The organism is Psychromarinibacter sp. S121 (assembly GCF_049801035.1).
In the GTDB taxonomy this organism is placed as follows: domain Bacteria; phylum Pseudomonadota; class Alphaproteobacteria; order Rhodobacterales; family Rhodobacteraceae; genus Psychromarinibacter.
This window is the reverse complement of record NZ_JBNAGE010000004.1, coordinates 383,802-395,758: the sequence shown is the minus strand read 5'-3', so window position 1 is coordinate 395,758 and position 11,957 is coordinate 383,802. Positions and strand designations below refer to the sequence as shown.

At 65.5% G+C, this 11,957-nt stretch carries 13 protein-coding genes; 8 read left to right on the top strand and 5 right to left on the bottom strand.

Going from position 1 to position 11,957, the window contains the following annotated elements; genetic code table 11:
* Positions 1-7 precede the first annotated feature (7 nt).
* The gene (cobM, locus tag ACP156_RS20385) at positions 8-778 is read left to right on the top strand and encodes a precorrin-4 C(11)-methyltransferase (protein ID WP_425053218.1); all 771 of its coding nucleotides are present in this window, start codon (positions 8-10) and stop codon (positions 776-778) included.
* A 90-nt stretch (positions 779-868) separates the two neighbouring features.
* On the top strand, positions 869-1,225 hold the full coding sequence (locus ACP156_RS20380) for a hypothetical protein (protein ID WP_425053217.1): 357 nt from the start codon (positions 869-871) through the stop codon (positions 1,223-1,225).
* A gap of 24 nt (positions 1,226-1,249) precedes the next feature.
* Here ACP156_RS20380 and ACP156_RS20375 read toward each other — a convergent pair whose 3' ends face one another.
* Entirely contained in the window at positions 1,250-2,419 is a 1,170-nt protein-coding gene (locus ACP156_RS20375; protein WP_425053216.1) for a MalY/PatB family protein, read from the bottom strand.
* Positions 2,420-2,519: 100 nt separating this feature from the next.
* Here ACP156_RS20375 and def (ACP156_RS20370) point away from each other — a divergent pair, with 100 nt between their 5' ends.
* From def (ACP156_RS20370) to def (ACP156_RS20360), 3 genes are read left to right on the top strand one after another with little or no spacing between them, the layout of a single operon-like run.
* On the top strand, positions 2,520-3,041 hold the full coding sequence (def, locus tag ACP156_RS20370; protein ID WP_425053215.1) for a peptide deformylase: 522 nt from the start codon (positions 2,520-2,522) through the stop codon (positions 3,039-3,041).
* Positions 3,038-3,568, top strand: coding sequence for a peptide deformylase (gene def, locus ACP156_RS20365; RefSeq protein WP_425053214.1), 531 nt, complete (start codon positions 3,038-3,040; stop codon positions 3,566-3,568). The genes def (ACP156_RS20370) and def (ACP156_RS20365) overlap by 4 nt, the downstream gene beginning before the upstream one ends.
* A complete protein-coding gene (def, locus tag ACP156_RS20360; RefSeq protein ID WP_425053213.1) occupies positions 3,565-4,059 on the top strand; it encodes a peptide deformylase in 495 nt (164 codons plus the stop codon). Before def (ACP156_RS20365) ends, def (ACP156_RS20360) begins: the two co-directional genes overlap by 4 nt.
* Positions 4,060-4,078: 19 nt before the next feature.
* Here the strand turns inward: def (ACP156_RS20360) and ACP156_RS20355 are convergent, their stop codons facing one another.
* Positions 4,079-4,528: a DUF6428 family protein gene (locus ACP156_RS20355; protein ID WP_425053212.1), complete on the bottom strand. Its 450-nt coding sequence runs from the start codon at positions 4,526-4,528 to the stop codon at positions 4,079-4,081.
* A gap of 47 nt (positions 4,529-4,575) precedes the next feature.
* Between ACP156_RS20355 and ACP156_RS20350 the strand changes: the two genes are divergently transcribed.
* From ACP156_RS20350 to ACP156_RS20340, 3 genes are all read left to right on the top strand, one after another.
* Positions 4,576-4,908, top strand: a complete 333-nt coding sequence (locus ACP156_RS20350) for an ArsR/SmtB family transcription factor (RefSeq protein WP_425053211.1) — start codon at positions 4,576-4,578, stop codon at positions 4,906-4,908.
* A 3-nt stretch (positions 4,909-4,911) separates the two neighbouring features.
* Positions 4,912-5,811: a methionyl-tRNA formyltransferase gene (gene fmt / locus ACP156_RS20345; protein ID WP_425053210.1), complete on the top strand. Its 900-nt coding sequence runs from the start codon at positions 4,912-4,914 to the stop codon at positions 5,809-5,811.
* Positions 5,812-6,070: 259 nt separating this feature from the next.
* Positions 6,071-7,369 carry a type IV secretory system conjugative DNA transfer family protein gene (locus ACP156_RS20340; RefSeq protein WP_425053209.1) on the top strand — a complete coding sequence of 433 codons (1,299 nt, stop codon included), beginning with the start codon at positions 6,071-6,073 and terminating at the stop codon, positions 7,367-7,369.
* A 42-nt stretch (positions 7,370-7,411) separates the two neighbouring features.
* Here ACP156_RS20340 and ACP156_RS20335 read toward each other — a convergent pair whose 3' ends face one another.
* The 3 genes from ACP156_RS20335 to ACP156_RS20325 all read right to left on the bottom strand — a co-directional run bounded on the left by ACP156_RS20335 (position 7,412) and on the right by ACP156_RS20325 (position 11,878).
* Positions 7,412-9,910: a GcvT family protein gene (locus tag ACP156_RS20335; RefSeq protein WP_425053208.1), complete on the bottom strand. Its 2,499-nt coding sequence runs from the start codon at positions 9,908-9,910 to the stop codon at positions 7,412-7,414.
* A gap of 142 nt (positions 9,911-10,052) precedes the next feature.
* Positions 10,053-10,700 (bottom strand): hypothetical protein, encoded by a 648-nt coding sequence (locus ACP156_RS20330; protein ID WP_425053207.1) that lies wholly within the window; start codon positions 10,698-10,700, stop codon positions 10,053-10,055.
* Between the two features lie 191 nt (positions 10,701-10,891).
* Entirely contained in the window at positions 10,892-11,878 is a 987-nt protein-coding gene (locus ACP156_RS20325; protein WP_425053206.1) for a 2-hydroxyacid dehydrogenase, read from the bottom strand.
* Positions 11,879-11,957 lie beyond the last annotated feature (79 nt).

Genomic DNA, 11,957 nt, shown 5'->3' with positions numbered 1-11,957 from the left:
GCCTGACATGACCGTGTTCTTCGTTGGAGCCGGCCCGGGCGATCCGGATCTGCTGACGATCAAGGCCGCGAAGGTGATCGAGGCGTGTCCGGTCTGCCTTTACGCGGGCTCTCTGGTGCCTGCCGAGGTGGTCGCGCGCGCGCCGTCCGACGCTAGGGTGATGGACACCGCACCGATGACGCTGGACGAAACCCATGCCGAGATCGTCGCGGCGCACGAGCGCGGGCAGGATGTCGCGCGGGTGCATTCTGGCGACCCGTCCCTGTATGGCGCGATCGCCGAACAGATCCGGCGGCTGGAAGCCGATGGCATTCCCTACGAGATCGTCCCCGGTGTTCCCGCCTACGCTGCCGCCGCGGCGGCACTGGGGCAGGAACTGACGATCCCGGAAATCGCGCAGTCCATCGTTCTGACGCGGATGTCGATGAAGTCGACCTCGATGCCCGAGGGCGAGACGCTGGAGAATTTCGCGCGCACCGGCGCGACGCTGGCGATCCACCTTGGCGTGCGTGCGCTGCGCGAGATCGAGCGTCAACTTATCCCCTATTACGGTGCGGATTGTCCCGCGGTCGTGGCCTATCGCGTCGGCTGGCCGGACCAGAAACTGATCCGGGGCACGTTGTCCGATCTGCGCGAGAAGGTTCGCGACGAGAAGATAACCAGAACGGCGCTAATCCTTGTGGGGCCGGCTCTTTCACGGGCTCGCGATTTCCGCGATTCTGCGCTGTATGACCCGGATAGGCCGCACGTTCTGCGACCGCGAGCAACCGCCCGTTGAACCGCCCGACGAAGTTCTTCGGTTTTTCCGAAAGTTCACTTGACCGAATCCGAACCAGCGTCGATTCCTGTCGGCAAGGGAGATGCTGCGATGACCGAATACCTGCCGAAAGAAGTGCTTGAGGGGCTGCAAGCGGCCCGCAAGGCGGACCTCAACAAGAAAAGCCGCCTGCGTGTGCAGGTCGGGGACGAGGTCTATCGCGTGCTGCGCTTCTGGGACGGCGGTTTCGCACTGGATGCCGAGAACGCTCCGCACCTGCGCGGGCTGGTCGATCTCTACAATGGCGGCGTGCATCTTTACCAGTGCCTGATCGTGGCCAGTGGCGAGGAAGACGGCGAGATGGTCTATGAGTTCAAGCGCAACACCGCCGCTGTCGACCGCGCACCGCTGGATTTCGTTCGGGACGAGAATGCGCCCGCTGGCCTTCTGGCAAGCCCCGACGCCTGAGCGCCGGGACCGCCGGGTCTGTCATCACTGAAGATCGCCGAAGGCTTTTTCCAGGCGTTCGATCGCTTCGATCAGGCGCGGGCGGGGCATGGCAAGGTTGAACCGGTGAAAGTTCTCGCCCCCCGTGCCGAAGTCGGCGCCGGGGCTTTGCGCGATGCGGGCGTCCTGCCGAATGCGCCGGTCGGTTTCTTCGGGTGACATGCCGGTGTCGGTGAAATCCACCCACGACAGATAGGTCGACTGCATGTCCATCACCTTGATGCCGGGCAGCGCGCCGATCCTGTCGCGCCACAGGGCGAAGTTGTCGGCAAGATACGCGCGCACCGCTTCGCTCCATTCGGCGCCGCCGGTAAGGGCCGCGCGGGTCATCAGCATGCCGAAACGGTTGGGCGTGCCGCCGTATTCCAACTGAACCGGGGCAAGTTTTGCGCGCAGGGCCTCGTCCGGCACGATCATGAACCCGGTCTCGCCGCCCGCAAGGTTGAAGCCCTTGGACGCTGCGGTGATTGTCACCAGACGCGGCACGCTTTCGGGCGCGGCGACGGCTGTGGGCACGTGTTTTGCGCCCGGGAAGACAAGGTCCATGTGGATCTCGTCGGACAACAACAGCAGGTCGTGCTTGTCGCAGAATGCCGCAAGTTCGCGGATCTCGTCCGCATCCCACAGGCGACCGCCCGGGTTGTGGGGCGAACACAGGACGGCGATCTTTTCGCGGCCCGTCAGTTTCCCTTCCAGCGCGGCCAGGTCCATCTCGTACCGACCGTCCTTCACCACCAGTTCCGACTCCAGCACGCCGCGGCGCTTGGCGGCGGCCTTCTTGAAGAACGCATGATAGACCGGGGTGAACAGGATGATATCGTCGCCGGGGTCCGAGAACGCTTCTAGCGCCATGCCGAAGCCCGCGACGACGCCGTGGGTATAGCTGATCCATTCGGGCTTTACGTCCCAGCCGTGGGCGGTCTTCATCCAGCCCGCCACCGCCTCGGACACCAGGGACGCCGGGCCGGGATAGCCGAGATACCCGTGCTCTGCCTGTTCGCGCAGAACATCGAGAACGCAGTCCGCGGCGCTGAAGTCCATGTCCGCGACCCACATCGGGATGCCGTCCTCGGGCGAGACGCCTGCAAAGGTCTCCATCACGTCGAACTTGGCGCTGAAGGTGCCAGCGCGCTGCTTGATCTCGTCGAAATTCATGGGATTGGTGCCTTCGTTTTCTTTCGCGGGCAGGCTAGCCTTTGTGACTGCGGCTGCAAGGGACATTGCACGCATGGCAGGCATCCCCTAAATCAGCGGCATGACGATCCGGACCATCCTAATCCACCCCGACCCGCGCCTGAAAAAGGTCGTTCCGCCCGTGGCGGAGATCACGCCCGACATCCGGACGCTGGCCGATGACATGCTGCAGACCATGTATGACGCCCCCGGCATCGGCCTTGCCGCGCCGCAGGTGGGCGAGATGGTGCGGATGATCACGATGGACTGCGTGAAAGAGGAAGGCGCCGAACCTCGGCCGCTGGTGCTGATCAACCCCGAGGTCACGTGGTCCTCGGACGCGACCAGCGTCTACGAGGAAGGCTGCCTGTCGATCCCCGAGCAATATGCCGACGTCGAACGCCCCGCCGAGGTGAAGGTGTCCTGGCTTGACGTGGACGGGACCGCGCAGGAAGAGCATTTCAAAGGGCTGTGGGCGACCTGTGTGCAGCACGAGATCGACCACCTCGACGGCAAGCTGTTCATCGACTACCTCAAGCCGTTGAAGCGCCAGATGATCACGCGGAAGATGCAGAAGCTGAAACGCGAGCGGGCGCGGGCGTGAGCCGCCTGCCGATCCGCCTGTGGGGCGACCCGGTGCTGCGCAGCAAGGCGCAGCCGGTCGGGGAGATCACCGAAGAGATCCGGACGCTCGCCGCCGACATGGCCGAGACGATGTACGACGCGCCGGGCCGAGGGCTGGCCGCGCCGCAGGTCGGCGTCTCGCTGCGGATGTTCGTGATGGATTGCCACTGGAAGGACGATGGCGAACGCGCGCCCGTGGTGGTGATCGACCCCGAGATCCTCGACGCCTCGGAGGAAACAGCGATGCACGAGGAAGGCTGCCTGTCGATCCCTGACGTCCCGGTCGAGGTCACGCGCCCCGCCGAAATCACGATGCGCTGGCGCGGTCTGGATGGCGCGGTGATCGAACAACGGCTGACGGGGATGGAAGCGATCTGTGCGCAGCACGAGTTCGATCATCTGGAAGGCCGGTTGATCCCGGACGTGCTGGAGACGGACGCGCGGGCAAAGGCCGAAACGGTGCTTGCCGCGCTCGAAGACCGCGCCGCGCAGGGAGAGACCGCATGACCGCCCGTCCGATCCTGAAGTGGCCCGACAAGCGCCTGCGCACCGCCGCCGCGCCGGTCGAGGAAATCACCGACGAGATCTGCGCCATCTGGGACGACATGGTCGACACGATGGAAGCGATGCCCGGCGTCGGCCTTGCCGCGCCGCAGATCGGCGTGATGCTGCGATTGGCGGTGGTCGACGCCTCGGAGGAGCGCGGGCAAGCGATCCGCATGGCGAACCCGGAAATCCTGCACGCCTCGGCCCAGCCGCGCGACCATGAGGAAGCGAGCCCCTGCCTTCCCGGCATCTCGGCCAAGATCACCCGGCCCCGTGCGGTGACCGTCCGTTTCCTGAACGAACAGGGCGAGACCGAGGAACGCGACCTTGTTCATCTGTGGTCGACGAGCGTGCAGCATCAGATCGACCATCTGAATGGGCGGATGTATTTCGACAACCTCAGCGGGCTGAAGCGTCAGATGCTGCTGAAGAAGGCCGCCAAGCTGCGGTAGCCGCCGACCTCGCCGTCCGTCAGGCGCAGCAGGCGCTTTTCGCCGGGGCGCAGCACCCGGTGGCTGACGGCTTGCACAAGGCATATTCGGCTTCAAGTGACAGCATCACCTGCCCGGCCGCCAGGTCGGCGGCCCCGATGGTGTAGCGCGACAGCCCGATGTTGCCCGGTGCGCATTCGACCGACAGCGGCGCTGCTTCCAACCCGGGGATCGCTTCGATGCTTTGGCGCAGGATGCCGGCGAGCTTTCGCGCTGTAAGTGGCGCGGTACCCTGACCGTCGAGAACCTGCATCAGCGTTTCCGGCCAATCGTTGCGACGGCCTCCGCAATCGATGCCCTTGATCTGCGCCAGTTTCAGTTCGGTCACGTGATAGCCGTCGCCAAGCTGTGTCGCATCGACGCGAAACCTGACAGCCGCGTTGCGCGGGGCCGTGTCCAGCAGATCGCCAAGTTCGGAAAGGGTCTTCATGCCAAGGTCCTCCTTGTATGAATCAATAATTCATGAAATGTTGAGATATGGAAGAGAGTCAAGCCCTCAAGGCCCTTGCGGCGCTGTCCGATGCGACCCGTCTTCGGGTGCTTCGGTACCTGGTGTCTGTCGGAGAGGACGGCGCCGCCGCCGGTGTGATCGGCGCCGAGGTCGGCGCACAACCTTCGCGACTGTCCTTCCATCTGGCGGGGCTGGCGCAGGCGGGCCTTATCACGTCCGAACGGGTGTCGCGGCAGGTGATCTATCGGGTGGACTTTGATGCGCTTGGCGGGCTTATGGGATACCTGATCGAAGACTGCTGCGGCGGGCACCCCTCTGTCAGGGCGTGCTGTGCGCCAAGCGACGCCGAAGGGGCCTGACAGATGCGCATCGTATTCATGGGAACACCGGACTTTTCTGTCACGGTGCTGAACGCCTTGGTGGATGCCGGGCACGAGATCGTCTGTGTCTATTGTCAGCCGCCGCGCCCGGCGGGCCGTGGGAAGAAGGACAGGCCGACCCCGGTCCATGCGCGGGCCGAGGCGCTGGGCCTGCCGGTGCGCCATCCCCGCACGCTGCGCGACGCCGAGGCGCAGGCAGAGTTCGCGGCGCTGAATGCCGACATCGCGGTGGTCGTGGCTTATGGGCTGATCCTGCCGCAGCCGGTGCTGGATGCTCCGAAGTACGGGTGCCTGAACATCCACGCCTCGCTTTTGCCGCGCTGGCGTGGGGCCGCGCCGATCCAGCGCGCGATCATGGCGGGCGATGCGCAGACCGGCGTTTGCATCATGCAGATGGAAGCGGGGCTCGACACCGGGCCGGTGCTGTTGCGCGAGGCGCTGGATATCGCGCCGGACGAGACCGCGGCGACGCTGCACGACAGGCTTGCCAGAATGGGTGCGCGGCTGATCACCGCGACGCTCGACAAGCTTGATACACTGACGCCAGAGGTGCAGCCGGACGCGGGCGTGACCTATGCCGAGAAGATCGACAAGGCCGAGGCGCGGATCGACTGGACCCGTCCCGCCGTGGAAATCGACAGGCAGATCAGGGGCTTGTCGCCTTTCCCCGGCGCGTGGTGCGAGATGGGTGGCGAGCGTGTGAAGCTGCTGCTGTCGCGGGTCGCTGAAGGGTCGGGTGCGCCCGGGCAGGTGCTTGGCGGAATGACGATCGCCTGCGGCGAGGGCGCGGTGGAGATCCTGAGCGCCCAGCGTCCCGGCAAGCGCGCGATGGAATCGGCAGAGTTCCTGCGCGGGTTCCAGATGCCGGACATTCTCGCCTGACGAGAGCGGCGCGCACCATGTCAGCGCAAAATCCGGCCCGCGTGAGCTAGCCTGAAAAACAGGCGCCGGAATTCTGCCAGCCGAATCCGGGGGGTCGTTCCGGTCAAGCGCAAAATCCGACACGGGCGGGCAAAGATTTCTGGCCAGACCCGGTGCCTCTGACCATTCTGGCCAGACACTCAAAACCTGCTTTGCACCAACCTGCTTCGGCTTCGGGTCCCCGCCCGGGTACAGCCGGAGTCCGTCCAGGAGTCTGTCCATGTCCCTGCTGCTCGGCTGGCCTCACCGCACCAGTCCAAAGACCGTTTTCGGCTTTGCTCCCACCCCCTCGCAGCCGCCGGAACCGCCCGAAACGTCGAAGCCGACTGCCGCCAGCCCCGTTCGCGACCCGAAGAACGAAGGGCACTGGCTGGTCGTCGCCCCCACCGGGTCGGGCAAATCCGCCTCTTTCGCGATTCCGCAACTGCTAAGCTATCCCGGCGCGATCATCGCGGTCGACGTGAAGGGAGAACTGGCCAACGTCACGGCCCGCTACCGCCGCTCGCTGGGCGAGGTGTTGATCATCGACCCGTTCCGGCAGGTCTCGGATGGGCGCGGCCAGTTCAACCCGCTGGCACACCTGTCGGTCGGCAGCCCCGAGTTGATCGACGACGCCTATTCCATCGCCCACCTGTTCTCGAACATGGCGCGCGGCGCGATGCCGAAAGACCCGTTCTGGGACGAGTCCGGGCAAGACATCATCGCGGCGCTGATCGTGCAGGCGTTGCACGAATACCATCCCGAAGACCGGACGCTGGCGGGGGTGTACGAGGCGTTCTCGATGCCCGACCAGTTGCAGTATTTCTGGCGGTTGCTGGATTCCGGCGTGCATCCCTTCGTCGAGCAGAAGATCGGCGCCTACCTGCGGCTGGCCGATGTGACCCGCACGGGGATCGAGGCGACCGCGGCGCAACAGCTTCGCATGCTGGCGGGCGAGGGCGTGCGCCGTTGCATCCGTGGCGATTCCATGAAGCCGGGCATGCTGACCGAGGGGCGTCCGCTGACGATCTACCTTGTGATCCCGCCCGAGCGGCTGGCCTCTCATGCGTCGCTGGTGCGCATCCTTCTGACTGCGATGCTGCAGCGGATGCTGCGCAGAAAAAACAAGCCGGAGACGCCGACGCTACTGCTGGTGGACGAGGCGGCGCAGCTGGGAAAGATGCCGGCGCTGACCTCTGCGATCACGCTGGGGCGCGGCTATGGGATTCGCGCCGCGCTGCTGGTGCAAAGCCTGTCGCAACTGCGCGGCTCGTATCAGGACGACTACGAGTCGATCCTCGAAAACTGCTCGCTGGTGACGATGAGCCGGCACACCGCGTTCTCGATGGCGAAGCAACTGGCGAAACAAGGGTTCGGCGACGTGTCGGCAGACGCGGTTTATGCGCTGAATGAGACCGAGGCGATGATGCGCGCCACCGGGCAGGCGACGCGGCGGCTGCGCAAGCTGGATTACCGGTCCGACAAGATGTTCGCGGGGCGGTACGACGACAATCCGCTGTACGAGCGCGCGAAGACCTGAAGAAAAGCGGGCCCGCCGGGGTGGCGGCGGGCCCGATGCGCGTCATCCGTCGATGCGGATGCGCTCGTTCTTCGGATCGAAGGGGCTGTCCTCGGTCACCTCTACGTCCCACAGCTTGTCGAACATCTTCACTTTCAGCTTCTGGCCGGTCTCGGCGAGGTCCGGGCGGACATAGCCCATGCCGACCGATTTGCCGAAAGCCACCGAGTAGCCGCCCGACGTCAGACGACCCACCTTGGTGTCGCCGTCGTACAGCGCCTCGCGGCCCCACGGATCGGCGTCTTCCGGGCCGTCGATCAGCACCGTCACGCATTTCGACCGGATGCCCTTGTCGGTCATCGCCTGCTTGCCGTGGAAGTCCTTGGACAGATCGACGAAGCGGTCCAGCCCGGCCTCCAGCGGTGTCGCGTCGCGGCCCAGTTCGTTGCCGAAGGCGCGATAGGATTTTTCCTGCCGCAGCCAGTTCTGCGCCCGCGCGCCGACCAGCTTCATGCCGTGCTTCGCGCCGGCCTCGACCAGCAGGTCCCACAGGTAGTTCTGGAATTCGATCGGGTGGTGCAACTCCCAGCCCAGCTCGCCGGTATAGGCGACGCGGACGGCGACAACGGGACACATGCCCAGCTCGATGTTGCGGCACGACAGCCACGGGAACCGCTTGTTCGACAGCGCGGTGTCGGGGTCGGCGTCCTTGATGATCTCTTTCAGGATGTCGCGCGCCTTGGGTCCGGCCAGCGCGAAGGCGCCGTAACGGGTCGTCCAGTCCTCGACATTGATGCGGCCGAACTCGGGTTCCTTGTCCTCGACCGCCTTCAGAAGGAAGTCGCGGTCATAGGCGTGCTGCGCCCCGGACGAGATCAGCACCCAGTGCTCTGGCGTCTCACGGATGATCGTGTATTCGGCCCGCGTGGTGCCCGCCTCGGTCAGCGCGTAGGTCAGGTTGATGCGGCCCGGTTTCGGCAGCTTGTTGGTGGTGAACCAGTCAAGGAACGCCTCGGCGCCCGGACCGGTGATCACGTGCTTGGCGAAGGCGGTGGCGTCGATCAGGCCCGCCGTCTCGCGGATCGCCTGCGCCTCGTCCTTCGCGTATTGCCACCATCCGCCCCGGCGGAAGCTGCGCGCGTCGTGATCGAATCCGGCGGGCGCGTCCTTCGGGCCATAGTAGTTCGGCCGCTCGAACCCGTTCACCTGCCCGAACTGGGCTCCCTCGGCCTTTTGCCGGTCATAGGCGGGGCCAGTGCGCAGCGGGCGGCAGGCTTCGCGTTCCTCGTCCGGGTGGTGCAGCACGAAGACGTGGGCGTAGCACTCCTCGTTCTTCCGCGCCGCGTATTCGGTGGTGATCCAGCTGCCGTACCGCTTGGGATCCAGCGAGGCCATGTCGATCTCGGCTTCGCCCTCGACCATCATCTGGGCAAGGTAATAGCCGGTGCCGCCGGCGGCGGTGATGCCAAAGGAAAAGCCCTCGGCCAGCCACATGTTGCGCAGCCCCGGCGCCGGGCCGACCAGCGGGTTGCCGTCGGGGGTATAGCAGATCGGGCCGTTGAAATCGTCCTTCAGACCCAGCGGTTCGGTCGTCGGAATCCGGTGGATCATCGACATGTATTCTTCCTCGATCCGTTCGAGGTCCAGCGGGAACAGGTCGGCGCGGAAGCTGTCCGGAACGCCATACTCGAACCGCGCCGGCGCGCCTTCCTCGTAGGGGCCAAGGATCCAGCCGCCGCGTTCCTCGCGGACGTACCACTTGGCATCCGCATCCCGCAGCACGGGGTGTTCGCCATAGGTCTTGCGGTACTCGACCAGCGCCGGGTCGGGTTCGGTCACGATGAACTGGTGTTCGACCGGGATCGCGGGGATCTTGATGCCCAGAAGCTTCGCGGTGCGCTGCGCGTGGTTGCCGGTGGCGGTCACGACATGCTCGGCGGTGATCACTGCGGTCTCTTCGGACGGGACAAGGTTGCCGCCCTTCTCGACCATCTTGGTGACCGACACCTTCCATTCGGACCCGGTCCATTCGTAACCATCGACCTGCCACTTGCGCTCGATCGTCACGCCGCGCTGCCGGGCGCCCTTGGCCATCGCCTGCGTCACGTCCGCGGGGTTAATGTAGCCATCGGTCGGGTGGTAGATCGCGCCCAGCAGGTCGTCGGTGTGAACCAGCGGCCACCGTTCCTTGATCTGCGCGGGCGACATCCATTCATAGGGCACGCCCACTGTCTCGGCGGTCGAGGCGTACAGCATGTACTCGTCCATGCGGGCCTGCGACTGCGCCATCCGCAGGTTGCCCACCACCGAGAAACCCGCGTTCAGGCCGGTCTCTTCCTCGAGCGTCTTGTAGAACTTCACCGAGTAGTCGTGGATGTGGCTGGTCGCATAGCTCATGTTGAACAGCGGCAGCAGGCCCGCGGCATGCCAGGTCGAGCCGGACGTCAGCTCGTCGCGCTCCAGCAGCATGACATCGGACCAGCCAGCGCGGGCAAGGTGATAGGCGATCCCGGCGCCGACGGCGCCACCGCCGACGACGAGGGCTTTGACATGGGTTTTCATCTGGCTGGGCTCCGCTGTGATTCCGGCACAATTTGCAGAATTTCAGGCGCGCAGGGCAGGGGGAGCCGACCGATAGAGGAAGAAAAGCGACATGGGCCCACGGCATGTCGCAACGGTGCCTTCCATGGCTGGAATTATAGCGTCAACGGCCCATCGCCTTCTCAAGCCGGTCGAGCGTGAAATAAGGGGCGAGGATCTTGCGGATCTCGGCCCGGCGCGGGGCTTCGGGATCGAAGATCAGATAGCACATGTAATCCTCGAACAGCGCGGCCTGCTGTTCGAACCCGTAGGCGAGCAGGTCGCTGCCGTCGTCCGGGATGTAAAAATAGGGGTCCTGGTTGAACACGCTTTCCAACGCCGCGCGGGCGGGGCGATAGCCGGTGCGCGCGCGGTTCTGCCATTGCCAGACGTGGACGAGTTCATGGGCGAACACGACTGCCTCGGGCAGACGCAGACGGTGCGGCCAGTCGGGCATGACCTCGGCGTGGTAGAACTCGGGCATCATGTGAATGCGGTTGTAGACGGCGAAGGCGGGCGGCGGCTCGGGCGGGCCGGTGTTCGGCGCGGTGCGGTCGCATAGGCCGGGACGCAGCTCGATCTTGCCGCTTGCGGGCGGCAAGGGCTTTGCGGGCGAAAGCGGCGACAGGCCCAGACCTTCGGTCACGCGAATCCGCGAGGTGTCGATGGTCGGGCCGAACATATCCTCGGCCAGCGCCTTTTCGCCGGGCGCCAACGGGCGCGAGCAGGCGGCGAGCACAAGCAGCATCAGCAGGATGGGACGCCGCAGCATGGATCAGCAGCGGTCCGGGGCGATCAGGAGGGCGGGCAAAGGCATCGGGACGAACGGGAATTGCTGAAACACTGACCCCAAAGTGGCGCGGGACCGGGTGCCTGTCCAGTGCATCGGGTAGGTTCGGCGACACGATCCTCTGAAAGATCGTGCCGCGCAGACCTGCAGAGTGCTTGGCCCTCGGGCGGTCCTTAGACCATCGAGGGCAGGACAAGGTCCGGTGGCCGGTGTCCGTCGGCGAAGGTCTTGATGTTGATGATCACCTTCTCGCCGGTCTCGGCCCGACCTTCGCGCGTCGCCGAGCCCATGTGCGGCAGCAGCACCACGTTGTTCAGCTCGCGCAGGCGCGGGTTCACCTCGACCCCGCGTTGGAACACGTCCAGCCCGGCGCCCGCCAGTTCACCGGCGCGCAGCATCCGGGTCAGGGCGTTCTCGTCGATCACCTCGCCGCGCGAGGTATTCACGATCACGGCCGAGGGTTTCATCAGCTTCAGCCGCCGCGCGTTCATCAGGTGGAAGGTCGAGGGCGTGTGCGGGCAGTTGACCGAGATCACGTCCATCCGGCTGACCATCTGGTCGAGGCTGTCCCAGTAGGTCGCTTCCAGTTCTTCCTCGATGTCCTCATGCAGGCGGCGGCGGTTGTGGTAGTGGATCTGCATCCCGAAGGCCCGCGCGCGTCGCGCGACCGCCTGCCCGATGCGGCCCATCCCAAGGATGCCCAGCCGCCGGCCACCTACGCGGCCGCCAAGGAAGGCTGTCGGCGACCAGCCGCCCCAGGTGCCGGCCTGCATCACCGCAAGCCCTTCCGGGATGCGGCGGGTGACGGCGAGAATCAGCGCCATCGTCATGTCGGCGGTATCCTCGGTCAGCACCCCCGGCGTGTTGGACACGAGGATGCCGCGCTGTCGGGCGGTCTGGACGTCGATATGATCCACCCCGGCGCCGAAGTTGGCGATCAGCTTCAGCTTGTCGCCCGCCTGCGCCAACAGCGCCTGGTCGATGATATCGGTGATCGTGGGCACCAGCACGTCGCTGCGCCGCATGGCGTCCGCCAATTCCTCGCGGGTGAAGGGCCGGTCATCGTCGCGCAGTTCGACATTGAACAACTCGGTCATCCGGGTTTCCACCACCTCGGGCAACCGTCGCGTAACGACAACACTCAGGCGCTCTCGGACCATCGGCGTGTCTCCCGTGCTTTCCTTTGAACTGCGCTGCGATCAGAGTTACAGCAACCGTCGCAGGGCACAACCGCTTGAA

Excerpts from the sequence above, each read along its gene's own strand:
- cobM (WP_425053218.1), top strand. The coding sequence starts at position 8 with ATGACCGTGTTCTTCGTTGGAGCCGGCCCGGGCGATCCGGATCTGCTG.
- ACP156_RS20380 (WP_425053217.1), top strand. The coding sequence starts at position 869 with ATGACCGAATACCTGCCGAAAGAAGTGCTTGAGGGGCTGCAAGCGGCC.
- ACP156_RS20375 (WP_425053216.1), bottom strand. The coding sequence starts at position 2,419 with ATGAATTTCGACGAGATCAAGCAGCGCGCTGGCACCTTCAGCGCCAAG.
- def (WP_425053215.1), top strand. The coding sequence starts at position 2,520 with ATGACGATCCGGACCATCCTAATCCACCCCGACCCGCGCCTGAAAAAG.
- def (WP_425053213.1), top strand. The coding sequence starts at position 3,565 with ATGACCGCCCGTCCGATCCTGAAGTGGCCCGACAAGCGCCTGCGCACC.
- ACP156_RS20355 (WP_425053212.1), bottom strand. The coding sequence starts at position 4,528 with ATGAAGACCCTTTCCGAACTTGGCGATCTGCTGGACACGGCCCCGCGC.
- ACP156_RS20350 (WP_425053211.1), top strand. The coding sequence starts at position 4,576 with ATGGAAGAGAGTCAAGCCCTCAAGGCCCTTGCGGCGCTGTCCGATGCG.
- fmt (WP_425053210.1), top strand. The coding sequence starts at position 4,912 with ATGCGCATCGTATTCATGGGAACACCGGACTTTTCTGTCACGGTGCTG.
- ACP156_RS20340 (WP_425053209.1), top strand. The coding sequence starts at position 6,071 with ATGTCCCTGCTGCTCGGCTGGCCTCACCGCACCAGTCCAAAGACCGTT.
- ACP156_RS20335 (WP_425053208.1), bottom strand. The coding sequence starts at position 9,910 with ATGAAAACCCATGTCAAAGCCCTCGTCGTCGGCGGTGGCGCCGTCGGC.
- ACP156_RS20330 (WP_425053207.1), bottom strand. The coding sequence starts at position 10,700 with ATGCTGCGGCGTCCCATCCTGCTGATGCTGCTTGTGCTCGCCGCCTGC.
- ACP156_RS20325 (WP_425053206.1), bottom strand. The coding sequence starts at position 11,878 with ATGGTCCGAGAGCGCCTGAGTGTTGTCGTTACGCGACGGTTGCCCGAG.